This is a genomic window from Shewanella sp. S23-S33 (genome assembly GCF_043359565.1).
Lineage (GTDB): Bacteria > Pseudomonadota > Gammaproteobacteria > Enterobacterales > Shewanellaceae > Shewanella > Shewanella oncorhynchi.
In genome coordinates this window covers 1-26,737 of the sequence record NZ_JBHFFD010000052.1, presented here as the reverse complement: position 1 = coordinate 26,737, position 26,737 = coordinate 1, and the positions used below count along the sequence as shown (strand labels likewise).

23 protein-coding genes are annotated in these 26,737 nt (G+C 47.5%); 13 read left to right on the top strand and 10 right to left on the bottom strand.

What is annotated here, in order from left to right:
- Nucleotides 1–10: 10 nt before the first annotated feature.
- The 4 genes from ACHA99_RS13695 to ACHA99_RS13680 all read right to left on the bottom strand — a co-directional run bounded on the left by ACHA99_RS13695 (nucleotide 11) and on the right by ACHA99_RS13680 (nucleotide 3,818).
- Complete coding sequence (locus ACHA99_RS13695) at nucleotides 11–1,213, bottom strand: metallophosphoesterase (RefSeq protein WP_168822905.1); 1,203 nt, start codon at nucleotides 1,211–1,213, stop codon at nucleotides 11–13.
- Between the two features lie 295 nt (nucleotides 1,214–1,508).
- Nucleotides 1,509–1,979 carry a nuclear transport factor 2 family protein gene (locus ACHA99_RS13690; protein WP_393943297.1) on the bottom strand — a complete coding sequence of 157 codons (471 nt, stop codon included), beginning with the start codon at nucleotides 1,977–1,979 and terminating at the stop codon, nucleotides 1,509–1,511.
- 2 nt (nucleotides 1,980–1,981) lie between these two features.
- Nucleotides 1,982–2,674 carry a DsbA family protein gene (locus tag ACHA99_RS13685; RefSeq protein WP_393943295.1) on the bottom strand — a complete coding sequence of 231 codons (693 nt, stop codon included), beginning with the start codon at nucleotides 2,672–2,674 and terminating at the stop codon, nucleotides 1,982–1,984.
- A 220-nt stretch (nucleotides 2,675–2,894) separates the two neighbouring features.
- Nucleotides 2,895–3,818, bottom strand: a complete 924-nt coding sequence (locus ACHA99_RS13680) for an MBL fold metallo-hydrolase (RefSeq protein WP_168822909.1) — start codon at nucleotides 3,816–3,818, stop codon at nucleotides 2,895–2,897.
- Between the two features lie 274 nt (nucleotides 3,819–4,092).
- Here ACHA99_RS13680 and ACHA99_RS13675 point away from each other — a divergent pair, with 274 nt between their 5' ends.
- On the top strand, nucleotides 4,093–5,034 hold the full coding sequence (locus ACHA99_RS13675; protein WP_393943293.1) for a LysR family transcriptional regulator: 942 nt from the start codon (nucleotides 4,093–4,095) through the stop codon (nucleotides 5,032–5,034).
- Nucleotides 5,035–5,172: 138 nt separating this feature from the next.
- Here the strand turns inward: ACHA99_RS13675 and ettA are convergent, their stop codons facing one another.
- On the bottom strand, nucleotides 5,173–6,840 hold the full coding sequence (ettA, locus tag ACHA99_RS13670) for an energy-dependent translational throttle protein EttA (protein ID WP_259561090.1): 1,668 nt from the start codon (nucleotides 6,838–6,840) through the stop codon (nucleotides 5,173–5,175).
- 189 nt (nucleotides 6,841–7,029) lie between these two features.
- Between ettA and glyA the strand changes: the two genes are divergently transcribed.
- The 9 genes from glyA to ACHA99_RS13625 all read left to right on the top strand — a co-directional run bounded on the left by glyA (nucleotide 7,030) and on the right by ACHA99_RS13625 (nucleotide 14,796).
- Nucleotides 7,030–8,283 carry a serine hydroxymethyltransferase gene (gene glyA / locus ACHA99_RS13665; RefSeq protein ID WP_105251747.1) on the top strand — a complete coding sequence of 418 codons (1,254 nt, stop codon included), beginning with the start codon at nucleotides 7,030–7,032 and terminating at the stop codon, nucleotides 8,281–8,283.
- 288 nt (nucleotides 8,284–8,571) lie between these two features.
- On the top strand, nucleotides 8,572–9,021 hold the full coding sequence (gene nrdR, locus ACHA99_RS13660) for a transcriptional regulator NrdR (RefSeq protein ID WP_006082643.1): 450 nt from the start codon (nucleotides 8,572–8,574) through the stop codon (nucleotides 9,019–9,021).
- 119 nt (nucleotides 9,022–9,140) lie between these two features.
- Nucleotides 9,141–10,319, top strand: a complete 1,179-nt coding sequence (gene ribD / locus ACHA99_RS13655; RefSeq protein ID WP_393943289.1) for a bifunctional diaminohydroxyphosphoribosylaminopyrimidine deaminase/5-amino-6-(5-phosphoribosylamino)uracil reductase RibD — start codon at nucleotides 9,141–9,143, stop codon at nucleotides 10,317–10,319.
- A 50-nt stretch (nucleotides 10,320–10,369) separates the two neighbouring features.
- A complete protein-coding gene (locus ACHA99_RS13650) occupies nucleotides 10,370–11,026 on the top strand; it encodes a riboflavin synthase (protein WP_393943287.1) in 657 nt (218 codons plus the stop codon).
- Between the two features lie 95 nt (nucleotides 11,027–11,121).
- Nucleotides 11,122–12,225 carry a bifunctional 3,4-dihydroxy-2-butanone-4-phosphate synthase/GTP cyclohydrolase II gene (ribBA, locus tag ACHA99_RS13645; RefSeq protein ID WP_028761388.1) on the top strand — a complete coding sequence of 368 codons (1,104 nt, stop codon included), beginning with the start codon at nucleotides 11,122–11,124 and terminating at the stop codon, nucleotides 12,223–12,225.
- Between the two features lie 130 nt (nucleotides 12,226–12,355).
- Nucleotides 12,356–12,835, top strand: a complete 480-nt coding sequence (gene ribE / locus ACHA99_RS13640; RefSeq protein WP_006082639.1) for a 6,7-dimethyl-8-ribityllumazine synthase — start codon at nucleotides 12,356–12,358, stop codon at nucleotides 12,833–12,835.
- Nucleotides 12,836–12,846: 11 nt separating this feature from the next.
- Nucleotides 12,847–13,251, top strand: coding sequence for a transcription antitermination factor NusB (gene nusB, locus ACHA99_RS13635; protein WP_006082638.1), 405 nt, complete (start codon nucleotides 12,847–12,849; stop codon nucleotides 13,249–13,251).
- A 78-nt stretch (nucleotides 13,252–13,329) separates the two neighbouring features.
- Nucleotides 13,330–14,286, top strand: coding sequence for a thiamine-phosphate kinase (gene thiL, locus ACHA99_RS13630; RefSeq protein ID WP_037392620.1), 957 nt, complete (start codon nucleotides 13,330–13,332; stop codon nucleotides 14,284–14,286).
- 15 nt (nucleotides 14,287–14,301) lie between these two features.
- Complete coding sequence (locus tag ACHA99_RS13625) at nucleotides 14,302–14,796, top strand: phosphatidylglycerophosphatase A (RefSeq protein ID WP_393943284.1); 495 nt, start codon at nucleotides 14,302–14,304, stop codon at nucleotides 14,794–14,796.
- 153 nt (nucleotides 14,797–14,949) lie between these two features.
- Here ACHA99_RS13625 and recN read toward each other — a convergent pair whose 3' ends face one another.
- A complete protein-coding gene (gene recN, locus ACHA99_RS13620; RefSeq protein ID WP_393943282.1) occupies nucleotides 14,950–16,608 on the bottom strand; it encodes a DNA repair protein RecN in 1,659 nt (552 codons plus the stop codon).
- 128 nt (nucleotides 16,609–16,736) lie between these two features.
- Nucleotides 16,737–17,699, bottom strand: coding sequence for an AEC family transporter (locus ACHA99_RS13615; protein WP_212599289.1), 963 nt, complete (start codon nucleotides 17,697–17,699; stop codon nucleotides 16,737–16,739).
- A 290-nt stretch (nucleotides 17,700–17,989) separates the two neighbouring features.
- Between ACHA99_RS13615 and ACHA99_RS13610 the strand changes: the two genes are divergently transcribed.
- A complete protein-coding gene (locus tag ACHA99_RS13610) occupies nucleotides 17,990–18,889 on the top strand; it encodes a LysR family transcriptional regulator (protein ID WP_071938345.1) in 900 nt (299 codons plus the stop codon).
- A gap of 22 nt (nucleotides 18,890–18,911) precedes the next feature.
- On the opposite strand, the gene ACHA99_RS13605 is transcribed toward ACHA99_RS13610, so the two are convergent.
- From ACHA99_RS13605 to barA, 3 genes are all read right to left on the bottom strand, one after another.
- Complete coding sequence (locus ACHA99_RS13605) at nucleotides 18,912–19,145, bottom strand: DUF3319 domain-containing protein (protein ID WP_393943279.1); 234 nt, start codon at nucleotides 19,143–19,145, stop codon at nucleotides 18,912–18,914.
- 143 nt (nucleotides 19,146–19,288) lie between these two features.
- Nucleotides 19,289–19,888 (bottom strand): YjaG family protein, encoded by a 600-nt coding sequence (locus ACHA99_RS13600; protein WP_028761381.1) that lies wholly within the window; start codon nucleotides 19,886–19,888, stop codon nucleotides 19,289–19,291.
- Nucleotides 19,863–22,664, bottom strand: a complete 2,802-nt coding sequence (gene barA / locus ACHA99_RS13595; protein WP_105251754.1) for a two-component sensor histidine kinase BarA — start codon at nucleotides 22,662–22,664, stop codon at nucleotides 19,863–19,865. Before barA ends, ACHA99_RS13600 begins: the two co-directional genes overlap by 26 nt.
- A gap of 100 nt (nucleotides 22,665–22,764) precedes the next feature.
- On the opposite strand from barA, the gene rlmD reads away from it, so the two are divergent.
- Together rlmD and relA are read left to right on the top strand one after the other, a co-directional pair.
- Complete coding sequence (gene rlmD / locus ACHA99_RS13590) at nucleotides 22,765–24,117, top strand: 23S rRNA (uracil(1939)-C(5))-methyltransferase RlmD (protein WP_393943277.1); 1,353 nt, start codon at nucleotides 22,765–22,767, stop codon at nucleotides 24,115–24,117.
- A 152-nt stretch (nucleotides 24,118–24,269) separates the two neighbouring features.
- On the top strand, nucleotides 24,270–26,477 hold the full coding sequence (gene relA, locus ACHA99_RS13585; RefSeq protein WP_393943275.1) for a GTP diphosphokinase: 2,208 nt from the start codon (nucleotides 24,270–24,272) through the stop codon (nucleotides 26,475–26,477).
- Nucleotides 26,478–26,737 lie beyond the last annotated feature (260 nt).

Sequence of the window (26,737 nt, the reverse complement as noted above, 5' to 3'; positions counted from 1 at the left end):
GTGAGGCAGGTTATAGCGAAACCTGCTCACCCTGATACAAACCTCGGCGGAGTTTGCCGGCGTCGATAAGTAACAGCTCACCGGATTTACCATTCTTAATACTGCTATCTATCGCAATGATTTTATTATGATAAAGCCCAAGTACTTGTTCCTGCGATGTGTGCCCTACGACGATATGATCGACCTTGAAATAGCTCAGTATGCTATCGATATCCGACTCTTTCAGTTCATCTTTAAAGTAGCCACGATACCAAGTTGGACCATTGGTAAAAAACAAAAAGTTGAGTAAATCGTCTTGCTTCAAATCGGCTTTTTTATCATCTAAATGCTGACGAAATAATTGGTTAGCATCGCTGATATGTAATTTACGCTCGACCCATTCAGGGCTGATGCCGCCGTGCATAAACAAGATATTATTGATTTTGACTAAGGTATGTTTGCTGCGAAGCCATTGGCCGATTTCGGTGTCTTTGTTGTAGAGCGCATCGTAGCTGCGTTTGAGTAAATCGGCCGCGACTTGGTAGCGTTCGTTGACGTAGCGTAAGTCGCCGCGAAACACCATTTGCTCGTGATTGCCCATGAGTAGATGTAAGCGTCCGCCCGCAGCTTGGGCTTCTTGGTCTAAGGAATATAAAAACCACAATACTTCATTGACTTGATGACCACGGTCAAACATGTCGCCCGTCATCACCATATGGCCGTCACCAAAGGCCCAGTGGTTATCTTTGTTGATAATCTGATGGGCTTTTAGCAAGTTAATCATTACATCAAACTGGCCGTGTACATCGCTAAGGGCGACAATTTTTCTGACCTGGGTGAAGGTATCTGGCTCAACCGTGACAGCTTGTGTATGAAGGTGCGGTTGGGGTAATTCACCGCAATTGGTAGGGCGAGTTAACTGCGCCTTCGCAATCCTTGTTTGTTTTAGCTCGCTTTGGCAAATCCAATAGGCAGTGTCCTTTTGAGTGTCATCTAAAAACACATAAGGGCCATCGGTGACGCTGCTTTCTTGAATGTTTAGTTCTGGCTCGGCTTCACTTGCATTGGCCGCTAATGAGGTCAACGCCAGTGAGGTAAAGGGGAGTGCGGTGACAAGCCATAACAGGGGCGTGAATTTTCTCTGTTGCTTGAGTATCCATTGGCTGGCTCGGCTAAGTCGCGTCATAGATAGCGTGATTGGGTGAGCCCCGACTGGCATCGAATTGATTTGCATTAGACCGCATCCTTGTTCTTGTTTTAGTTATTCATTTTGTCATTTTAGACACTTGAGTTGATGAGTCTTCGAACGTGCAGCTTGACGAATTCAATTTCAAGCGCTTAATCGCAAGTGCTTAATCTTAAGTACTTAATGTCAAGTGCTCAACCTATTGAAAATACTAAATCATACGGATAAGGCTTATCATCGGCAAGTCGTGAGGCGGGCTAAATTAAACTTGCCCGCCTCATTATTCAGTTATTCCATCATTGCATTTCTATTGTGCATGACTGTCTTTACATAGTATTGGCAGTTACATGGCATTGACGACGGTATAACTATCAACAAACTGCTCGAAACTGACGATTTTTCCGCTGTGTATTTTCCATAAATGGGCGACTCGGGCGCTAAAATACTTGCCCGTTTTGACATAGGTTCCTGAATAAGTGCCGAAGGCAAAAACCTTATCACCCTGCGCCACATAGTCTTCGATATCGACACGATAGTTATTCCATTCTTTTTCGAGGCGGGCGAACACATTGGCGGCTATCGCGCTAAAACCTATGTAAGTGCCCGCATAGGGAAACCCTACCGCCTCTGTCCAGCGTGCGTCATTTGCCAGTGCATGCTCAAGATTTTTGGCATTTTCGGCAGAGCTGTGTCCTGCGTAAGTACTTTTGACAAGTGCAAGATTCGCATCAGTTTGCCTTGCTGTTTCGATAAGATTTAACTGAGCAGGCTCACTCACTAATGAGCCTGTTGAAACACCATTAAGCATTGGCATGATTATGACTCAAATTGCGCTTCAAGATGGCTTAACCACTGGGCGGGTTGGCCGTAGAAGCGGTTGATATTAATGGCGGTGATGTTGCCGTCATCATCCTCTATAGCCATTGAAGGGAAACCTTGGGCACCTATCAGATTCAATAATGCTCTGGACTCAACGATATGCTCATACAGCTTGTCTTCACCTTGGGCATAATGCTGCGCAAAGCTCATAGGGTCGAGCCCAAGTTCAGCGGCTAATCTTGCGAGATTACCTCCATCACTGGCGCTGTGACCATCGCGGTAATGGGCCAGTTGTACTGAGTGTAGATAGGCCAAACTATCGCCGCCCATCGCATCGACTGCGAGCATGGCTTTAATGGGGGGCGCTGAGTCGAGTACGACTGTGGTATCGCGCAGCAGACCATCAAAGTAGTTTTCACCAAAAGGCTGTCCGGTTAACTCGGCAATGCGCAGATCGTGGGGCATAACATAGTCGCGCCAGTTGGCATCGATTTGTTTGCGTCTTGGGCCTGTGAGCATACCGCCGCCGTGGAGCTTAATGCTAAAGCCAGCTTTGGCTGCAGCATCGAGTAATGGCGCTGCGGCATAACACCAACCACATAAAGGGTCGATAATGGCGTGCAGAGTGCGCACTTTGGCCGCTGGTGTGCTGTTGGCCGTGCTAGCAGAATGAGTTGTTGGGTGAGTCATAGTATTAAACCTTTTGGCTTAAGTTCGTCGTTACATTAGCGACTTAAGCCCTTTGAAATCATCGATTAAAATCGTTAGTTTGGTACAGTTATTTAGGTGAAGTCATTAAGCTAAAAAAGTGGCACGCAATCGAATACGTGCCTGTCTTTAACTGTTTGCACTTAACTATCTTTTACACCTAACTAGCTGTACCTAATCGCCTAGATAGATATGGCTGGGCTTACATAGGCCAGGTCATTTCGCCCATGTAAACTTTGGCGCTGATCTCAAGCCCTGCATCGGCTGGCATTTGTGGGTATAGCGCCAGCATCTTTTGGATTAATTCGGCTGAATCTTTCGAGGCTTTTGCCGCGATTTCAAAGGCTTTTACATATTCACGGGTAAAACCGATGGCGTGGGTATTAAATCGCGCTTCGCCTAAATAGTGCCCTGGGATCACTGTGGTCGGCAGCAGTTTTTCCATTGCATCTAAATGGGTTAACCATTCCTGACGCTCAGAGGCAGTTTGAGTGTCAGCCATCCAAACATGCGTGTTATCAAATACTTCTACGCCACCTGTAATGGTTTTTGCCGATGGTACCCACAGGAAAGTGTGTTTAGGGTGTTTATCATTAAAACCTTTGATAATCACTTGCTCACCGTCGATAGTAAAAGTGTCACTGTGAATCGCTTTAGGTAACACTAATTCGCTTGGCGCATTATCTTTTAAAATCGGCCCCCAGTAGGCGAGTTTGCCTTCCATTGAGGCTTTAATCGCATCGACTGTGGTTTGAGTCGCGACGATTTGTGCATCGGGGAAATTCTTTTTAATCACGGCTAAGCCGAAATAGAAATCAGGATCGCTATGGCTGATATACACCTGAGTCAGCTTTTTACCGCTGGCTTTGATGGTGTCGACCAATTTTTGGGCATCGTTATTTTGAAATTGTGCATCGACTAGCATTATTTCGTGTTCGCCGCTGATAAAGCTCGATGACACGGCAAAGATGCTGTTTTCGCCCGGATTAAAATGGCTCACTTGTAATGGCGCAGCATTGACCGCGCTAAGCCCTGCCAGCAACAAGGTGGCAGCTAGGCTGATTTTAGACGAGGCCTTCAATGTGGCGTTAACTGTGTTACGTATTGCATAGGTCGATGTGTTCATTTGGGGCTCACTTATAGTCACAGGGTGAAAGAGTAAAAGGTTCGATTTAGCATTCATTGATTTGTAGCTGCTGCAAAAAGTGAGTTAAGTATAGGTTGCAATAATCAATAGATAAATGCGAGTATCTGCCCATATTTGTTGCATTAATCGGACGAATAGCCGTATGTACTCTTAGTTATTATTCATGTGGTGACGTGAGTATGTGAGTGAACCTTCGAGTGATTTGAAAGTGAGTGATTAAACGTTATTGATTTAACGCGAGTGGAGATAAATCATGGATAGACTCGAAGCGGCTAAGGTGTTTGTGACTATTGTTGAGCGCGGCAGCATGGTAAGCGCCGCCAATGCCTTAGATATGTCGCGTTCTATGGTGACCCGTTACTTGAGCGAAATGGAAGAATGGTCTGGTGCTAGGTTGTTGCATCGCTCGACGCGTAGCCTCAGCTTAACGCCCGCGGGTGAGCAAGTGCTGGACTATTGCCATCGACTGCTCGAATTGGCTAATGAAGTGCCGGCGGTAAGCCATGCCGCTGTGGCGATTCCGCGGGGATTACTACGTATTAGTTGCTCCCAGTTTTTGGCGCATCAGATTTTAGCGCCCGTGGTACAGCAATATTTAGCCATTTATCCGCAGGCGAGCGTGAATTTCCACGTGAGCAGCCAAACCGTTGATTTAGTCGCCGAGCGGATTGATCTGGCTATTCGCATCACCAATGAACTCGATCCCAATCTTATCGCGAGACGCTTAGGGGAGTGTGAGTCTGTGGTATGCGCCGCACCGAGTTATCTTGCCGCGCGCGCCGCCGTGCTGCATCCCGAGGATTTAACTCAGCATAACTGTTTAACCTATTCCTATTTTGGCGATGTGATGTGGCGGTTTTATCAAACCGATGTGGTTGCGAAACAGGCTCAGGCGCTGAACGCTGATCCTAAGTCAAACCAAGGTCAAGCTTTTAATGTGCCTGTGAATGGGAATTTCAGCGCCAATGATTCAATGGTGGTGCTCAATGCCACGCTGGCAGGTGAGGGGATTGCCATGCAGCCCGTTTGGGCGGCGAAACCCTATTTAGATTCGGGTCAGCTAGTGCCTTTATTAACTGAGTTTAAGCCTCAGTCCCTCGGTGTGTATGGCGTGTATCAATCCCGCAAACACATGCAGCCTGCACTTAGGGTGATGATGGACATGCTGGTGGTCTACTTTGCCAGCTTGAATTGAAATAGTGTTAGTTTGAAATAGCACCTTTGAAATAGCACCAAAGTCTACGGCACTCATAGCGTAACTGGATGCCATAAAAAAGGAGCTTAACCCTTTCGAGCTAAACTCCTCAGATTTACACTTGTCTAGATTCTAGATTTACTTAATCATCCGCTTGTATTTCAAGCGGTGTGGCTCAACCACATCGGCGCCATAGGTGTTCTTCAACCATGCCGAGTATTCTGTGTAGTTACCTTCGTAGAAGTTCACTTGACCCTCGTCACGGTAATCCAGAATGTGGGTCGCGATACGGTCGAGGAACCAACGGTCATGCGAAATCACCATAGCGCAACCTGGGAATTCCAGAATCGCTTCTTCCAGTGCGCGCAGGGTTTCAACGTCTAAGTCGTTGGTGGGTTCGTCGAGGAGTAATACGTTACCGCCCGCTTGCAGCAGTTTGGCTAAATGCACGCGGTTACGTTCACCACCCGACAGAGTGCCGATGATTTTTTGCTGATCGCCACCACGGAAGTTGAAGCGGCCTACATAGGCGCGGCTCGGGATTTCCATGTTGTTGATACGCATGATGTCTTGACCACCGGAGATTTCTTCCCAAATGGTGTTCTTATCATTCATCGAATCGCGGAACTGCTCAACCGAGGCCAGTTGCACAGTATCACCCAGCTCAATGCTGCCGCTGTCTGGCTTTTCTGCGCCGGATAACATGCGGAACAGGGTCGATTTACCCGCGCCGTTGGCACCGATAATGCCGACGATCGCGCCCTTAGGCACAGAGAACGACAGGTTGTCGATCAAAACGCGGTCACCGTAAGATTTGGTCAGGTTATTCACTTCAATAACCTTGTCGCCTAAACGTGGTCCGGGCGGAATAAACAGCTCGTTGGTTTCGTTACGTTTTTGGTAATCGTTAGTGTTCAGCTCTTCAAAGCGCGCCATACGGGCTTTGCCCTTAGACTGACGGCCTTTCGCACCTTGGCGTACCCATTCCAATTCCTTTGCAATGGTTTTTTGACGGGCGCTTTCGGTGGCCGATTCTTGCTTCAGACGGGCATCTTTCTGCTCAAGCCATGAAGAATAGTTACCTTCCCACGGAATACCTTCACCGCGGTCGAGTTCTAAAATCCAGCCAGCGGCATTGTCGAGGAAGTATCTGTCATGGGTAATCGCGACCACAGTACCGGCATATTCCTGCAAGAAGTGCTCAAGCCACGCCACAGATTCAGCATCCAAGTGGTTAGTGGGTTCGTCCAGTAACAGCATTTCTGGTTTTTCAAGCAGCAAGCGACAAATCGCTACGCGGCGACGTTCACCACCCGATAACACTTCGATTTTTTCATCCCAATCTGGCAGACGCAGTGCGTTGGCGGCGCGCTCAAGGACGTACTCTAAGTTATGGGCATCTTGGGCTTGAATAATGGCTTCGAGTTCGCCTTGCTCTTTTGCAAGGGCGTCGAAATCGGCATCCGGCTCGGCGTAGGCTGCGTAAACGGCATCGAGGCGAGTCAGGGCATTTTTTGCCTCTGCTACCGCTTCTTCAATCGCTTCACGCACGGTTTGATTCGGATCGAGTTTAGGTTCCTGCGGCAGGTAACCGATTTTCAATCCCGGCATTGGGCGCGCTTCACCTTCAATTTCGGTGTCGATACCCGCCATAATGCGCAGTAGTGTCGACTTACCTGAACCGTTGAGGCCGAGTACGCCAATTTTGGCGCCGGGGAAAAAGCTTAAAGAAATATCTTTAAGGATCTGCTTCTTAGGCGGAACAATTTTACCCACCCGCAGCATGCTGTAAACAAACTGAGCCATTTTTCTCTATCTTAAGTGACTAATGATGCGGCTAATTCTACTCGATTGCGCGCCGAACTCAACTCGACAATGAGCCAAGTTCAAGCACTCTCTGCAGGAATTTCATGTTTCAAATACTGGGATTGTGACCGCGTTCCGAGTAGAATACCGCGCAACCCTACCTATAAGAATTGGCAGCTGGAGTAAGCAATGCTGAAAAAAGATATGAATATCGCAGATTATGATCCGGAACTGTTTAACGCAATTCAGAATGAAACTCTGCGTCAAGAAGAGCATATTGAGCTGATTGCTTCTGAAAACTACACCAGTCCACGCGTGATGGAAGCGCAAGGTTCACAGTTAACCAATAAGTACGCTGAAGGCTATCCAGGCAAGCGTTACTACGGTGGTTGTGAGTATGTGGACGTAGTTGAAACCTTAGCGATTGAACGTGCTAAACAACTGTTTGGCGCAACTTACGCTAACGTACAACCTCATTCAGGTTCACAGGCAAACAGCGCGGTTTACATGGCATTGTTAAAGCCTGGCGATACCGTACTGGGCATGAACTTAGCTCATGGTGGTCACTTGACCCACGGTTCACCGGTTAACTTCTCTGGCAAACTGTACAACATCATTCCTTATGGTATCGACGAGTCTGGCAAAATTGACTACGACGAGATGGAACGTATTGCCTTAGAACACAAGCCTAAGATGATGATCGGCGGTTTCTCTGCCTACTCAGGTATCGTTGATTGGGCAAAAATGCGTGAAATCGCAGACAAAATCGGTGCTTATTTATTTGTCGATATGGCACACGTTGCCGGTCTTATTGCTGCGGGCGTTTATCCAAACCCAGTTCCACACGCACATGTTGTGACATCTACGACCCACAAAACCTTAGCGGGTCCTCGTGGTGGCGTGATCCTGTCAGCTGCTGACGATGAAGACTTGTATAAGAAGTTGAACTCTGCGGTATTCCCTGGTGGTCAAGGTGGTCCATTGATGCACGTTATCGCCGGTAAAGCGGTGGCGTTCAAAGAAGCCCTAGAGCCAGAATTTAAAGTTTACCAACAGCAAGTGGTTAACAACGCTAAAGCTATGGTTGAAGTGTTCCTTGAGCGCGGTTACAAAATCGTCTCTGGCGGAACCAGCAACCACTTAATGCTAGTTGACCTGATTGGTCGTGACTTAACGGGTAAAGAAGCCGATGCCGCCTTAGGTAGCGCTAACATTACTGTGAACAAAAACTCAGTGCCAAACGACCCACGTTCACCCTTTGTGACCTCAGGTGTGCGTATCGGTACGCCAGCCATTACGCGCCGCGGCTTTAAAGAAGCGGAATCGAAAGAGCTGACTGGCTGGATTTGTGACATCCTTGATGATGCAAGCAATCCTGCTGTGATTGAGCGTGTTAAAGGCCAAGTATTGGCACTTTGCGCACGTTTCCCTGTTTACGGCTAATTTGCCTATGCATCTACGTTTAGTAGATGAATGGCCGAGATTGACCGCCGACTGACTTGATACTTATCACATCAGGTATTTAGCATCAGGCACTTAACATCAAGTAGTTAACATTAGGTTGTTAAGCTCAGGTAGTTAACCTCAGCCCATAAATAGGATAAAATCCCATGGCCGCATCTTGCGGCCATTTTTATTGGTAAAATCTTAGGCTTAAATCCATTGCGTTTGACTGAGATTTAACAGGTAAACCCATTAACGCTTTACGACCATTCACTGGCAGGAGGCTCAATGCATTGTCCATTTTGTAGCGCGACAGATACTAAAGTCATCGATTCCCGATTAGTGGCAGAAGGCCACCAAGTGCGCCGTCGCCGAGAATGCACCGAATGTCATGAAAGATTTACCACCTTCGAAGGCGCCGAATTAGTCATGCCTAGGGTGATTAAGCGCGATGGTTCACGCCAACCCTTCGATGAAGAAAAACTCCAAGGTGGCATGTTACGCGCCGTTGAAAAACGCCCCGTATCTATGGATGAAATCGAGCAAGCACTCAGCAAAATCAAGTCTACTCTGCGCGCCACTGGCGAGCGGGAAGTGCCGTCAGAAATGGTGGGTAACTTAATGATGGAGCAATTGATGAGCCTAGATAAAGTCGCCTACATACGTTTCGCTTCTGTGTACCGCGCCTTCGAAGACGTGTCTGAATTTGGCGAAGCCATCGCCAAACTGCAAAAGTAGTCATCGAGTTTTGTCGCCGACAAGGCAGACGTGTACGAGCGATTGGCGTGAAAGCACAAATTTAAAAGACAGGTTTGTAAGACTGGTGAATGCCGAAACCTTTAACAACAGGGCTGAACATGAGCTTGAACATAAGTTGGTCCGTACTCGATACCCAAATGATGAGCCGCGCGATTCAATTGGCGCGCAAAGGCTTTTACACCACAAGACCCAATCCCAGTGTGGGCTGCGTTATCGTTAAAGATAACCAAATCATTGGTGAAGGTTATCATCAAAAAGCGGGTGAACCCCACGCCGAAGTGCATGCGCTACGTATGGCTGGCGAACGCGCCCGCGGCGCAACAGCCTATGTCACCCTAGAGCCCTGCAGTCATTATGGCCGCACGCCACCCTGTGCCTTGGCGCTGATCAATATTGGCGTTAAACGCGTGGTGGTGGCGGTTGAAGATCCTAATCCGCAAGTAGGTGGTCGTGGCATTCAAATGCTGCGCGATGCCGGTATTGAAGTGGATGTGGGATTACATCGCGATGAAGCCTATGCCTTGAATTTAGGCTTTATGAAGCGCATGGAATCGGGTTTACCCAGAGTTACAGTCAAATTGGCTGCGAGTCTCGATGGTAAAACTGCGCTGTCTAACGGTGTGTCTAAATGGATAACTGGTCCAGAATCTCGCCGCGACGTGCAGCGATTACGCTTACGTTCCTGCGCGCTAGTTACGGGGATCGAAACCATACTGGCAGACGCTCCTTTACTTAATGTGCGTTATCAGGAACTTGGCAGCTTAAAAGACAGTGTAACCGAGGCGCAATTACTGCAGCCATTAAGAGTGATACTCGACAGTCGCGCCCGTTTGCCGTTATCGGCCGCCTGCTTGGCTATCGTATCGCCCATACTCTTGGTCTCGACCGTGGCTTATCCCACAGAGTTTCAAGCACAATTGCCCTCCCATGTGAGTTGCCTCGTGTTACCTGCAATTGCAGGTCGCGTCTCATTGCCTGAACTATTAAGCTATTTAGGCCAAAGCTGTAATCACGTGCTGGTGGAAGCGGGTGCAACCTTAGCGGGCGCATTTTTAGCGCAGGGGCTGGCCGATGAGTTAGTGCTATACCAAGCGATGAAAATCCTCGGTGGGCATGGGCGTAATTTGCTGCAATTGCCCGATTATCAAACCATGGCACACATTCCTGCACTCACTTTGGTCGATGAGCGCAAATTAGGGCCAGATACCCGTTTAACCTTGAGCGTTAAGCTTGATACCTCTTTATTTAAATCGAATTGGAGCAAGATAACCGTTTAACCTTGAGTCTTATGCCTTATTACTTCTTTATTTAATTAAGTGAGTTAACCATGTTTACTGGGATTATTGAAGCCGTTGGCACCCTGCGCAAACTGGAGCGTAAAGGCGATGATATTCGTCTTACCGTGGCGAGCGGCAAACTGGATTTAAACGATGTGCGTTTAGGCGACAGTATTGCTACCAACGGTGTGTGCTTAACGGTTGTGCAGCAATTAGCAGACGGTTATGTGGCTGATGTTTCAGCCGAAACAGTGAGTCTAACCGGGTTTGCCAACTATAAAGTGGGCACTAAGGTGAATCTTGAAAAGGCCGTTACCCCAACCACACGCCTAGGCGGCCATATGGTTAGCGGCCATGTTGACGGTATTGCAACGGTTGAGCAACGCTTAGTGCGTGGTCAAGCCATTGAATTTTGGTTAGCCGCACCCGTAGAGCTTGGGCGTTACATTGCCCATAAAGGTTCCATCACCATTGATGGCGTGAGTTTGACGGTTAACGAAGTGGACGGCAGTCGATTCCGCTTGACCATAGTGCCGCATACCGCAGGTGAAACCACGTTAATCGACCTGCAAGCGGGCGATAAGGTGAATATCGAAGTGGATTTAATCGCCCGTTATCTTGAACGCTTGATGAATTATGATGGCAAAGACAGCAAGAGCGGTGGCGTCACCATGGAAATGTTAGCCCGTGCCGGCTTTGTGCGTTAGTGCACAGGAGCAGATTATTTAACTTAAGCTTATCGGCAGCTTAGGTTATTTAGGTATAGAATTTCATAATAACAGCAAAATCATAAGGTCCTACAATGGCGCTGCACAGTATAGAAGAGATCATCGAAGATATTCGTCAAGGCAAAATGGTTATTTTGATGGATGACGAAGACAGAGAAAACGAAGGTGATTTGATCATGGCGGCCGAAATGGTCACGCCAGAAGCGATTAACTTTATGGCGAAATATGGCCGTGGGCTCATTTGCCAGACCATGACTAAAGCCCGTTGCCAGCAGTTAAACCTGCCTTTAATGGTGACGAATAATAACGCCCAGTTCTCGACTAACTTTACGGTTTCTATTGAAGCGGCGGAGGGTGTGACTACCGGTATTTCGGCCCACGATCGCGCTGTAACGGTGAAAGCGGCTGTGGCTAAAGAGGCTAAAGCGTCTGATTTAGTGCAACCAGGGCACATCTTCCCGCTAATGGCACAGGACGGCGGCGTATTAACCCGCGCAGGCCACACTGAAGCTGGCTGTGATTTAGCCCGTCTTGCGGGACTTGAGCCATCGGGCGTTATCGTTGAGATTTTGAACGAAGACGGCACTATGGCACGTCGCCCAGATTTGGAGATTTTCTCCGAGTTGCATGGCATCAAAATCGGCACTATCGCGGCTTTAATCGAGTATCGCAATACCAAAGAAACCACGGTTGTGCGTGAAGCTAAATGCAAATTACCGACCCGTTTTGGTGAGTTCGACATGGTGACCTTCAGAGACACTATCGACAATCAACTGCACTTTGCCTTAGTCAAAGGTGAGGTGAAAGAAGATTGTTTGGTGCGCGTGCATTTGCAAAATACCTTCAACGATTTACTCCACTCAGAGCGCGATCAGCAACGCAGTTGGCCACTCGAAAAGGCGATGGAGCGTATTTCTGCAGAAGGTGGTGTATTGGTTTTACTCGGGAATCAAGAACATCCCTGTGAAATCCTCTCTAAGGTGAAAGCCTTTGAAGCCGAAGATCAAGGCCAAGCGCCTGCTTCTGCAAAATGGCAAGGGACGTCGCGCCGTGTGGGTGTTGGCTCGCAAATTCTCGCCAGCCTTGGTGTGACTAAGATGCGCCTGCTCAGCTCGCCTAAACGCTACCACTCACTTTCAGGCTTTGGCCTTGAAGTGACTGAGTATGTGGCGGACTGAAACCCAAAGTTACACTGAAGTAAAATTAACAATTTCTGATAATTTGCATAGGGCTCTGGGCAATTGGCTGTGATATCATGTCGCCACTTTTCGCCCCGAGCTGGGTGCTTTAGCTAAATTAGGTAAGATAATGAACGTAGTTCAAGGTAATATCGAAGCGAAAAATGCCAAAGTTGCGATTGTAATTTCGCGTTTCAACAGCTTTTTAGTTGAGAGCTTGCTTGAAGGTGCACTTGACACGCTGAAACGTTTTGGCCAAGTCAGCGACGACAATATCACTGTTGTCCGTGTACCAGGTGCGGTTGAGTTGCCACTAGCTGCGCGTCGCGTAGCTGCCAGTGGTAAATTCGACGGTATTATCGCATTAGGTGCGGTGATCCGTGGTGGTACTCCTCATTTTGATTTTGTTGCAGGCGAATGTAATAAAGGTCTAGCTCAAGTTGCTTTAGAATTTGATCTGCCTGTTGCTTTCGGTGTTTTGACCACTGATACCATTGAACAAGCGATTGAACGTTCAGGTACCAAAGCGGGTAACAAAGGCGGCGAAGCTGCTCTAAGCCTGCTTGAAATGGTCAATGTTCTGCAAGAACTTGAACAACAGTTGTTATAGTAGGAAAAATAATGAAGCCTTCTGAGCGCCGCAAGGCCCGCCGTTTAGCCGTTCAAGCCATCTATTCATGGCAACTAAGCGGGAATAATATTGCCGATGTCGAGCATGAGTTTTTAACTGAACAAAGTCTCGACGGTGTTGATGTAGCTTATTTTCGTGAGCTATTTTCAGGCGTTGCAACGAAGAAAACCCAATTGGATGAGTTGATCATCCCGCATCTGGAACGCCCGATTGATGAAGTGTCTCCAGTAGAGAAAGCCATAGTTCGTTTAGCGACCTATGAGCTGACTTTCCGTAAAGATGTGCCATACAAGGTCGCGATTAACGAAGCGATTGAGTTGGCAAAAGCTTTTGGTGCGGACGAGAGTCATAAGTTTGTGAACGGACTGCTCGACAAACTGGTTGCACGCAAGTAATAAAGACAAACGGTATCTTAGGATACCGTTTTTCATTGCTAACAAAGGTGGCCGATGTAAGTCGTGCCAAACTGTACAGTGAAAGAATTCCAATTAATTGAATGTTATTTTAGCAACCGCGGCCCCACTCGCCGTGATGTGAAGCTTGGCATCGGTGACGATTGCGCTTTAGTGCAACCCGCAGAAAACAAGTCGATTGCTATCTCCTGCGACACCTTAGTCGAAAATGTCCATTTCTTCCCCGATATGCCTCCTGCTGCCTTAGGTTACAAAGCCTTAGCGGTAAATTTATCTGATCTGGCTGCCATGGGCGCTGAGCCCGCGTGGATGACGCTTGCCTTGACGCTACCCGAAGTCGATGAAACTTGGCTCAGTGGTTTTAGCGAAGGTTTATTTGAAGCGGCCGATTACTATGGCATCGCCTTAATTGGCGGCGATACGACTCGTGGCCCACGGGCGATTAATATCACAGTGCACGGCCAAGTCCCACAGGGTAAGGCACTCACGCGTCATGGTGCTAAAGCTGGTGATTGGATTTATGTCACGGGCACGCTCGGAGATTCGGCCTTAGGTCTGGATATCATTCGCGGCGCGCAACAGGCCAGAGCTGAGCACAAAGAATTCCTGATTAATCGCCATTATCGTCCAACACCAAGAGTCTTAGCGGGCCAAGCTTTGCGTTCGCTAGCCTCCAGTGCTATCGACCTTTCCGACGGGTTTATCTCGGATATCGGTCATGTCCTTAAGGCTTCGGCAGTTGGTGCGGTTGTAGATGTTAATTGCATCCCGCTTTCGCGTGCGATGCAAGATACCGTCAGCGAGGAGCATGCCTTAGGTTATGCACTGACGGGCGGCGAAGATTACGAATTGCTGTTCACTGTTCCTGAGGCGCAAAAAGGCGCGCTTGAGACGGCATTAAGCCATGCAGGAGCAAAGTTTGTTCGCGTTGGACAAATTTGTGCAGGCAGTAAGCTCAAGTTGCAACTCAATGGTGAGCCGTTTACACCGCCGTATCACGGTTTCGAGCACTTTTAAGCGAAGAGCATGTTAATGAAATGGTTGTCAAAGGATCAGGTGCTAACGCACCTGTCATTAAGAAATCCTGTCCACTTTTTGGCACTCGGTTTTGGTAGCGGACTCGCCGCTAAAGCACCTGGTACTTTCGGTACCTTAGCAGCCATTCCCCTCTATTTATTGATGGCGCCATTACCGCTCACTTGGTATATCGGCTTAACCTTATTGAGCGCATTTGCGGGATTTTATATCTGCGGTAAAGCCGCTCAAGATATGGGGGTACACGATCACGGTGCGATTGTGTGGGATGAAGTGGTTGGGCTACTGATCACTATGATAGCGGCACCAGCAGGTTGGGGTTGGTTGTTAGTCGGCTTTGGTCTATTTCGCTTTTTCGACATCATCAAACCTTGGCCTATTCGATGGCTCGATGCCAAAGTTCATGGTGGCTTTGGCATTATGATTGACGATGTCTTAGCGGGCGTGTTTTCGTTTATTTGTCTGCAAGGGCTAGTCTGGTGTGTTAGCTAACATTATCGCTAGCCTAACATGATAGTTAACCTGACATGTTAGTTAGCATGACCAACAACTAACCCTTAGTTTTTGATATAGCCCCTTAGCTTGTGATATAGAGTGTGTAGATTCAAGCGTTTAGCGACCTTATTCGTTATCTGATCCATGCTACTATTGCAGCAGTTCCCTTGCGTTCGCGAGGGTATTGCTGGTGATAGTATCGCCACCTAACAGTCTTGCAAGCTCTTGGATACGCTGCTCACGATCGAGCGATTTCATTGTGGTCTCAGTACTGCCTGCCTTATTAAATTTATCGACGAACATGTGTTGATGACCATTGCCCGCAACTTGCGGCAAGTGAGTCACGCACAGTACTTGGGTCGATTCCCCTAAGCTGCGTAACATGCGGCCAACCACTGCGGCGGTGGGGCCGGAAATCCCGACATCCACCTCATCGAAAATTAATGTCGGTGTGGCAACTTTCTTCGCGGTAATCACTTGGATCCCTAGCCCTATCCGTGAGAGCTCACCGCCAGACGCGACTTTCGAAATCGGTTGTAAAGGTTGGCCAGGGTTAGTGGTTACCATAAATTCGATATTGTCACTGCCATTGGCTGACATTTGCTCGGGGTGGAAATTGACTTCGATCGTAAATTTACCCTTAGGCATATTCAGTTCGTGGATTGACTGAGTCACCAGTTTGTCGAGTTCTTTAGCATAGCGGGCACGGCTTTGGCTGAGCTTTTGCGCATTGCTAAGGTAAGCGGCTCTACTGGCATCGACCTGTAGTTGAATTTCTTCGAGCTTGCTTTCGTCACTGTCTAAGGTGCTCAGCTCTGCCTTTAATGCCAAATGATGCTCGGCCAGTTTATTCGGGCTAACATGATGCTTACGCGCTAGTTGCATGGCTTTTGATAGCCGTTCTTCTAAATAGGCGAAATGGGTCGGATCGAGTTCAAGCTTACTCAAATAGTGCTGTAATTCGCCTGCACTTTCTTGTACTTGGATTAAGGCATCATTCAACATAGTGCTGACATTGCTTAATGCAGGATCGTAGCTTTGCAGATCTTCGGCGAGGTAAACGACTCGATTAAGCAGCGATTCTATATTGTTCTCTTCGCCTTCAGTGAGTATATCTAAGCTCGCCTGACAGGTATCAATCAACTCAGTGCCATTGGCAAGACGTTTGTGCTCTTGCTCAATTTCATCGAACTCATCGACTTTAAGATCAAACTCATCAAGTTCTTCTACTTGATATTGCACTAATTGCTTACGGGCAATACGTTCATGCTGTGAGGCTTCGAGTTGTTTTAGGTCAGCCTCAATTTGCTTGCAGCGTTGAAAACTGGCGGCAACCGTATCGATAAGTAATCTGTGGTTGGCATAACTGTCGAGCAGGGTGAGTTGATGTTCACTTTTTAACATTGCATGGTGCGCATGTTGACCGTGAATACCGATAAGTAACTGACCCAGTAATTTTAGCTGCGTCAGCGGCACTGGATTACCATTGATGTAGGCGCGTGAACGGCCATCGCTACCAATAGTCCGACGTAGAATGCACTCATCATCGAGTTCAAGATCGTTATCTTCTAACCAACGTTTTGCCAGTGGAATATCATCCAAGGAAAAGCGGGCGCTGACCTCGGTTTTATTGGCTCCGGGACGAACACTGCTGGCATCGGCGCGATTGCCTAGGCATAGGCCTAGCGCATCGATGGCAATCGATTTACCCGCACCGGTTTCACCTGTTATGCTGGTCATACCGGGGCGAAAATCCAGTTCTAAAAAACGGACGATAGCGAAGTTATTAATGCTGAGTTGGCAAAGCATAGTGAATTCCTGTCGAAAAACATACCAAACCACTGTATTGATAAACAGTATATACTGATTTTATATACAGTAAAGTGGCTTGGGTAAATAATCAGCATTATCGACAGTAAATATTTTTAATTAACTGATTATGCATGGGTTCTTACTAAGCTTTCTAAGATAGGTAAACTGAAGAAAGTGACTAAGGTGCCAAATAGAATGCCCTGAGCACTGGTTGAAGCCTGAGTGTTATAACGCTGGGCGAGTAAGTACACGCTAGCCGCGGTGGGCAGTGCGCTCAAGATCACGCCCATGATCAGGTAGTCGCCACTGACTCCAAAACGGTTAAGCATAAAGTAGACGAGTGCCGGTTGGATAGCCAGCTTGAAGAGGTTGATAAGGCTCAGTTCGATAAAATTCTTGGGGCTAAATACGCTGCTATCTTTCTGGTAGCGCATCGCTTTGGCGAGTACCATGCCGATAGCAAATAGGGCGCAGGGGCTTGATGTATTGCCTATTTGCTGGATCATTAGCGCCAGCCCTGACGGCAGTTTTATCTCTAGCGCCGAAATGCCGACACCAATTAAGCTACCAATAACGATAGGGTTTTTACCGACCGCCATCGCCATTATGATTAAGGCGTGGTGTTGTCTTTGGGTGTTAGTGGCCAGTTCCATCGAGACTAAGGCGACGGCAAACATCAGCACGGATAATAAGCTGGCAATCGCGGCGGCAACTAAGGCACTTTGCTGCTGCGGGAATAAGATGATAAGCAGTGGAATACCAATAAATGCTGTATTACCAAAGGTGGCATTGAGGGCTCGAATAGCGGCAACCGCATGCTGTTTAGGGTTAGCGATCAGCGATAGCCCAAGGCAGACAAGATAAGTGATTACCATAGCTGTGCTGTAGCCCGCCATAAATCCCCATTGCAAAATCTCGTCAATCGGCTGCTGGGCGAGGGCGATAAGCATGATTGCAGGGAACGCAATATAGTAGACATATTGGTTTAGCACTTGATCCGTATCGACGGGCAAGAGTTTTAGTTTTTGCACTAGTGTACCGAGCAACATGATCCCGAAGACGGCAAACAGAGGGGTTAAAATGGTCATTTCCCTCACTCATCCTTACGATTAAATTTGAATAAACTCGCCCACCCTCGTCATTTTACTGTCGCTATGATTTTTGGTGGGCAGAGTTACAGCATTTGATTCTTTTTATGTCACTTTAGAGCCAGATTTAGCGCCAGCGCAGTAAAACTCGCCACAAAATAACATACCATTTCAATCTAAGGCTATTGCGCTATGGTCGTATAAGTGAATAATTCAATGTTTAAAACACAATCACTTAGTGAATTTAGCGTTTTAACGTCAATACCCAATATGTGAAATTAGGATATGCAATGAGTGATGATTTAGGCGCTGAACTACAACTTGTCTATCTTTTTGTGCATTTAGTCAATGCGGGCAGTTTTTCACAGGCGGCGAAGGAGCTTGATATGCCCATTGCCACAGTGAGCCGCAAGTTAGCGAAGTTGGAAGACAAGCTCGATAAACAGCTCTTTATGCGCAGCACCCGCAAGTTGCGACTGACGGAGGAAGGACTGGCGCTCTTTCAACGCTACCAGAGTGTGGTTGCCCAATTTGATGAACTGAGTGGTGCGGGCAGCGATAAACCCGAGGGCACCTTGCGCATCGCCGCGCCGATTTCGATTATTTCCATCGTGTTTATTCAAGCATTGAATGAATTTGGCCGCCTGTATCCCGATATCCGTTTACACATTTCCCAGAGCAATGAGTTAGTGGATTTGATCGACAAAGGCATAGATGTGGCGATTGTTGGCGGAGCTCAGCCTGATTCTTCTTGGGTGTCGAGTACCTTAGGCGAGCTGGATTATTGCCTGTTTGCCACGCCAGAATACTTGGCTCAGGCACCTAAACTTGAGCATCCCGATGATCTCGAAGCCCATCAACTGATAAAAGTCTGGCCGCTGTTTAATTGGCATTTAAAGCATCCGAGCGGTGAGTCTTTCTATTTTAATGGCCCAACTAAGTTGACCCTCACGGATTTACACGGTGCGATTCAGGCGACCTTAGGCCATGGCGGGATCTTGTATGGTCCCGAACTATTTGTAAAACAGCAGATTAAAGAAGGGAAACTTAAAGTATTATTACCAGAATGGATTGGCGAGCAGAGGCGGATTTCGATTTTATATCATCAGCGCAGCCAGCAGCCGTTAAAGGTAAGAGTCTTTATTGAGTTTATGCAGTCAAAGGCGCCAGAGTTATTCTCTATGCGTTGATTTAACGAGGGGGAACTGATTTTTAATGTCTTTTAGGTTTTACAGTGTTTTTGCTCATGGTGTTTTGCGTTTGTTTTGCGTCTTGCAGGCTGGAGCGTGTCGCGGGCAGTATGCCGAGTTCTAAGAAGTATCCCACTAAACGCCGCAGTTCAAATAAAGAACCGATACGCTGTTGATCTTTGATGATTAGTTTCCAACTGTCGGTTCGTCCTTCGCTATTGGTTAAGATAAATCCTTGATAAACAATCTTTCTCATTGGAATAACTCAATCTTTATTGATGCTATTTATAGCAACTGGATATCTTTGACGGGATTCGTTGGTGAGGGTGTAAAACGATGATCCCTTCCTTATTCTGCATGGATAATAGGTGCTTGAGTAACCCCAAGCACCCCCATCAATTAAGCGACGCTGATACCGATATTTGATACGCCAGCTTCGATAATGTCTTTGCGTAAACCTTTGACCAGTTCTGCGGTGATCTTCGGATTTTCTTCAATAATTTCCAGCAGAGAATTTTGTAATTCTTTCTCTTCTTCCATGACTTCATGGGCGAAAACGAAATCATCTAATGCTTCATCCACCAAATCGACATCGCTGATCGCTTCGATGTAGTTAGCCACTGTGCTGGATGATAATTTGCTGATATTGACTATGTCTTCTTCAATTTTGCCTTGAATCGCACCCAGTAAGGTCGATATGGCGACCACAGCATCCATGGCAGGATAGACGCCATAGGCTTCAAAATCAGCAGGATCTGGGGTGTTATCTTCCAAGCGTTGCAGATGCACATCGACATTGAATTTGAGCTTGGAGTCGTACTGGGATTGCCACAATAGTTCTAATGCGGTACTCAACACAGTAGGATCGCCAAACTCACAGACTTCGGAAAACAGTTGATAGTTGGGCAACATACGTTGGCAAAGTGCAGTGGCAAAGAGTTGTTTTTGTGGCAGTGTTAACGCCTTGAGACGTTTAAAGAAGCCCGTTTTTTTGGTCATCTGTTATTTCCGCTGATAGCTGTGATATCACTTGATTTGCCGCAGATTCTACCTTAGTTAACTCATCAAGTAACTCTAGTATTTCGGGTTCGAGATCTTCAACCGATGTTTCACGTTTTAGTGCCGATTCAATTTCTTGGCATAATCTTTGGGTTGTTGGCACGCCGCAGTAGCAGCTCGCACCATGCAGCTTATGGATAGTACTGAGCATGACTGGGTGATCGTTTTGACTTAGCGCCGTTTGAATCGTCGCCACGGTTTGCGGCAATGAGTCGAGTAACATTCTGAGCATATCTAAGGCGAGATCGGCCTTGTGATTGGCTTGGGTTAAGCATAAATCCCAGTTCAGCGTATGCAGGTCAAAATGGGTGAACTTAGGTCGAGTGATCCAGCGATGAATAATATCTTTGAGCGCCGCTTCATCAATAGGTTTAGGCAAATATCCGTCCATACCACTGCCTAAAATCAGTTCGCGTTCTTCGGCAATGGCATGGGCTGTCACGGCAATTATCGGCGTGTTGCGGTTCATCGAGCCTTGGCGAATTTGCTTCGTGGCGCTAATGCCATCTGTTCCAGGCATTTGAATATCCATAAAGATCAAGTCGAAGGTGCGAGTCTTCGCCTGTTTAACTGCCTCATCACCACTGTTGACGGCAACCACAGTCGTCACTAATTCGCTGAGTAAAGTATCAATCAGTTTTAAGTTGGCAAAGTTATCATCTACCGCGAGCACGGTTAAGGATTGGCGAGCTACCGGTGTGGATATTGTCGCAGGGGCTATGATGTCGTACTCCATCGGTGGATAGAGTAAGTTGCGCGCAAGCTGATGCTCACTGACTGGCAGAGACAACACCACATCGGCATTCGGGCGAATAAATTGGGTTAAGGCATCCTGTTCTTGGCAATCGTATAGCACTATAAGGCAATCTGTTTTGGTCTTCGCTAAGTTTAGTGTACTTACCAGTTGTGCTGAATCGCTAAACCCATGGCAACTCAAGAGAACATAGTCGTATGGCGCTTCAGCCGTGGTGAGCGTAGTCAACAAGCTTGGGATATGCTGATGATGGGTGACTTTTGTATCCCATTGATTCAATTGGCGGCTCAAGACAGCATGAGTCAGCACTCGCGGTTCGTAAAACAGTATAGTTTTGTCTTTGAGTTTTTCGAGCGGCAGTGAGTCACCGATTTGGAATTGACCTAAGCCGAGCGGCAAACTGAACCAGAAGTTTGAGCCTTTTTCTGGGGATGAAGTAAAGCCGATTTGGCCGCCCATTTGATTCACTAAACGCTTAGTGATCACTAAACCTAAGCCGGTGCCACCAAAGCGACGCGAAATCGACGAGTCTGCTTGGCCAAAGGCTTGGAATAAAAAGTCCTGCTGGCTTTCATCGATGCCGATACCTGTGTCGACCACATCACAGCGCAGTACCACTTGTTCATCCGATTGGCTCTGCAGTTCGATTTTGACCATCACGCTGCCAGAGTCAGTGAATTTAATCGCGTTACCAACCAAGTTATTGATGATTTGGCATACGCGCATAGCATCGCCATTGACATTGTCGGGCACGTTGGGGGCGATATCGACGACGAGTTCTAGGCCTTTGGCCTGGGCGCTGCCGGAGATCAAGGTAATCGTATCGCTTATGGTTTCCCTAAGGCCGAAGGGCATGTTTTCTAACACCATTTTACCGGCTTCGAGTTTAGAAAAGTCGAGAATGTCGTTGATGATACCCAGCAGGTTAGTGGCGCTGCGTTCTATGGTCTTGATGTAATCGACTTGGCTCGAATGCAATGGTGTTTTGACTAATTGCCGAGCAAAACCGATAACACCATTGAGTGGCGTACGTAACTCGTGGGACATATTCGCTAAGAATTCAGATTTAATTCGGCTGGCTTCTAGGGCGCGTTTTTTAGCTAAATCCAGCTCGACGTTTTGGATTTCAATCTGCTCTAAGGTTTCCCGCAGATCCGACGTGGCTTGGTCGATATTTTGCTGCATCTCATCATGATATTCCGACAACGAACCTGCCATGGCATTGATGCCGCGTTTGAGTAAGTCCAGCTCACCAATCAAGTTGCCATCTAAGCGGGCGTCCAATTTACCTTCACGGATTTTTGCGACGACGCGCACCATTTCAGTAATGGGCTGAGTGACGTTTTTCACCAGCCGGAAAGTAAATAGCAGGTTTAACTGCACGCCGATCAACACGATAATAAAGGCGGCGACTGCGGCTCTATGTTGCTCTAACAAGGCGCGTTCTTTATTGATTATTATCGAGATATAACCTAAAAGATGACCATCGTCTGTCTGGATATCGTAATTAGCGGGAGCAGCAATGGGGCCTGTGGCAAAAATGGGCGTCCGTAAAATAAGGCTGTCGTCCACATGTTCAATTTCGGTTTTATGCAGCGTGTTGAGGGCTTCTTTGTAGCGCATAATCTCAAAGTCTTTGTGATAGTGGGAGGTCACAAAGAGTTGATTATTGGCATCGAAAATCGCGATGGATTTTACTAAGGTGGATTTGTTGAGCTGTGCCGCCGCGAGTAAGCGTTTGGTCGCCTCGCGATCATTCGCCACTAAGCCGATTTCACTGGCAATCGACAGGGGCTCTATAATATTGCTGCCCTGTTCGACGAGCGTATCTTCGAGCTCATAAAAACGGTTTATGGTAAAGTAGCTGCCCAGAAGGATACCGACCAAGATTGTTGGCGCGAGCGCCAGCACAAGAACCCAAGAACGTAGGCTGTATTTGGTCATGTTGTTGACAGGGTTCATAGCAGCGGCGGTGTTTCCTGTGACAGAGACTAAGATAATTTTATAAGACTGCCAGAAAGAGGGCGGTCTTTGCCAGTATTTTATTGATTTAGAGGCCGAAATGGCGCAATTTTTTAAAGCAAAACCAAATAGTTTCAAACAGTTGTCGGCTAAGTTATCGCTGAGCGTAGAACAGCTCGATCACTTAGGTGCTGGTATAGCACAACATCAAGGTAAAGTCGTGTTTATCCCTGGCGCTTTGCCCGATGAAACCGTGACGGTACAGCTCACCGAGCAAAAGAAAAATTATGCCCGTGCCAAGTTGATTAAAGTCGATTCATCAAGTCCTGAGCGCGTCGAGCCCGAGTGTCCACACTACCACACCTGCGGCGGCTGCGACTTACAGCATATGTCATTATCGGGTCAGCGTGAGCATAAAGAAGCCGCGTTGCTGGATATTATGGCTAAGTTTGCTGGCACTGAAGGCGGTGCTTTATCGCCCGCACTCACGGGGGAAGGTTGGCATTATCGTCGCCGTGCCCGTCTTGCAACTTTATTTGATAAAAATACCAAGCACTTAAGTTTAGGCTTTCGCGCCGCCAGTAGCAGCAATGTGGTGCCTATCAGCCAGTGTCAGGTGTTAGCTAAGCCGTTATCGGATTTGATTGTCCCCTTTGCTAAGTTGCTGAACCAATTGTCGGCTAAAGCCAGCTTAGGTCATCTTGAGTTGATTGCCGCCGATAATGGTCACTTTGCCGTGCTGCGTATCACTAAGGCGCTAAACGATAAAGATCTCGCTAAGTTGTCAGTCTTTGCTGAGCTGCATCAGATCCATATTTGTCTGCAGGATAACGAAGGCCAATTCCAAGGCGTCGGCGCCGAGTTAGTGTTACCTGTTTATCAACTGTTAGATGAAAATGCGCAGTCGGATGCGGTGAGCTTAAGTTTCACCCCAGGTAACTTTGTGCAAGTGAACGGACAGATTAACAAGGCCATGGTCGCTCAAGCGATGGATTGGTTAGCGCCAGCGCCAGATGAGCGCATTTTGGATTTGTTCTGCGGCATGGGTAATTTCAGTTTGCCCTTAGCGAAAATGGGCGCGGATGTGATTGGCGTCGAAGGGGTTGCCGAAATGGTGACTCAGGCACGGGTGAACGCGAAAGCTAACAATCTGGATAAACTGACCTTTTACCACGGCGATTTAAGTGCGGATTTATCCCTTGAGCCTTGGATGGGCAAGATTGATAAATTACTGCTCGATCCCGCTCGTGCGGGGGCATTTGAAAGCTTGCAATGGCTGAAGAAAATGAAGCCGCGCAAAGTCGTGTATGTTTCTTGTAATCCTGCGAGCTTGGCTCGCGATAGCGCTGTACTGTTAGAGCGCGGTTACCGATTACAGCAATTGGGACTTATCGACATGTTCCCACAAACACACCATATCGAAGCCATGGCACTGTTTGAATTAACCAAGTAATTTGCGCTGGCAAAGTAAGCAAAGCGTTTGAATAACGTAAAAAATGTGATTATTACGTCGGTTGGGTTTGACAAGTTCGCGCCAATGCTGAAGATAGGAGAGCTGAAGTGGTGCCCACTTTCTCTCTGAGCACGGATAAGGAAATAAATTAGATGGTCTCTGTTCGCGAAGCGCACTTTAATGATCCCGATTTTCACTTAGAAGATTGGGTAGCTCGCTATGTTGGTCATGCCGATGAAGCGCAGATGCTGCTCTCTTTGATAGGGCAGATTGACGCCTTACCCGCCAAGAGTCCTGCGGCGAAGAGAGAACTGCTCGAACGTGCTCGAGAGATGATTGAAATCCTCGCACCGCTAAACATGGATATTGAAACCCTGCAGGCGGCAATTTTGTTTGTGGTGCTCGATGCAGGGTTACTGACCGAAGAAGCCATCCAAGAAAAATTTGGTGAACCGCTGGCGCGTTTAGTCGCGAGTGTCGTGACCATGAACGCCATCGGCGCCTTGAAAATCAATCCTAATAGTCGTTCAACCGAGCCGCAAATCGACAATATCCGCCGCATGTTATTGGCTATGGTTGAAGATGTGCGCGCCGTGGTGATCAAGCTTGCTGAGCGTGTGTGTTTGCTACGGGCGGTGAAAAATTCCGACGAAGAAACTCGCGTGCTGCTGGCCCGTGAAATTGCCGATATTTACGCGCCGCTGGCTAACCGTTTGGGTATTGGTCAATTAAAGTGGGAGCTGGAAGATATTTCTTTTCGCTATCTGCATCCTGATACCTATAAAGACATTGCTAAGCAATTAGATGGCAAACGACTGGATCGTGAAGTCTTTATCGATAAGTTTGTCAGCCAGTTGCAACAAAGATTAGATGAAGATCAAATTCGCGCTAAGGTCTACGGCCGGCCGAAACATATCTACAGTATTTGGCGCAAGATGAAGGGCAAGCACCTTAAATTTGATGAGTTGTTTGACGTGCGCGCCGTGCGTATCGTGACTGAGCGTTTGCAGGATTGTTATGGTGCATTAGGTGTGGTGCATACGCTTTGGCACCATATTCCACGGGAATTTGACGACTATGTCGCTAACCCTAAGCCTAACGGATATCAATCGATTCATACCGTGGTGGTGGGGCCTGAGGGCAAAACCGTTGAAATTCAAATTCGTACCCAAGACATGCATGAAGATGCAGAGCTGGGTGTGGCCGCGCACTGGAAATACAAAGAAGGCAATCATTCCGGTAAGCAAAGCGGCTACGAAGAAAAAATTAACTGGCTGCGTAAAATTCTGCAATGGCAGGAAGACGTGGTCGAAAGTGGCAACTTGGTTGAAGAAGTGCGCAGCCAAGTGTTTGAAGATAGAGTTTATGTGTTCACCCCAAGCGGTGAAGTCGTCGACTTGCCACTGGGCTCAACCGTGCTCGACTTTGCCTATTACATTCACTCCCAAGTAGGGCATAAATGTATTGGTGCTAAGGTCGATGGCCGTATTGTACCGTTTACCTATCAGGTTGAAACGGGCGAGCGTATCGAGATCATCACCTCGAAACAGCCTAATCCTAAGCGCGACTGGCTTAACCCTAACTTAGGTTATATCCGCACCTCGCGTGCGCGTTCGAAAATCCAGCATTGGTTTAAGCAGCAGGACAGAGACAAGAATATTGTCGCTGGCAAAGAAATGCTTGAATCCGAATTGGCGCGGGTGAGCCTTAAAATTAAAGACGCGGCCATTGCAGTCGAGCGCTTTAATATGGCGAGCATGGATGACTTACTGGCGGCCATTGGCGGCGGTGATGTGCGTCTGCATCAAGTGGTTAACCATATTCAAAGCCGTCTGCGACTCGACGAAGTGTCAGAAGAAGATGCGGTCGAAGAATTAGTTAAGAAAGGCCAACACAAACCGACATCCAGTGGCCGTGGTCAGGTTGAAGTCAACGGTGTGGGTAACTTGCTTAACCATATTGCCCGTTGTTGTCAGCCAGTTCCCGGTGATGAGATCTTAGGTTTTATCACTAAGGGCCGTGGCATTTCTGTACATCGCGCTGATTGTGAACAAGTTAAAGAGTTAATGCGGGTTCACCCAGAGCGCGGTGTCGATGTGGTCTGGGGCGAAAATTACTCCGGCGGTTATCGCATGCGTCTGCGGGTATTAGCCCACGATCGCAGCGGTTTATTGCGTGACTTAACCTCAGTGTTGGCTGCCGAAAAATCCAATGTATTAGCCATGAGCTCGTCATCGGATACTAAAAACCAGACCGCCGCGATTGAGTTGGAACTGGAGCTTTATAACCTCGATGGTTTATCGCGGGTGTTATCTAAACTGACCCAAGTCGATAGCGTGATTGAGGCAAGACGACTTTAAGTTTAGTTATGCCTTTCGAAGTGAATAGCCTTGAAATCTCTAGCAATATAGAAGACTTTGAGAAGCCATCTAGAAGCTAGAAAAAAGTAATCAAGGATTAGGGCGGCAGGGTGAATTTCACCTGCCGCCTTTTTTATTTATTTTTTTTATGAAAATTGAGTGGGATGAGCAGTTAATTTAGTCTTTGTATGCTTAGCTGTTGCTGCAAGCCATTCATAATGGCTTGCCATGGCATTTGCTCCCCGACGCGCAGCAAGTCC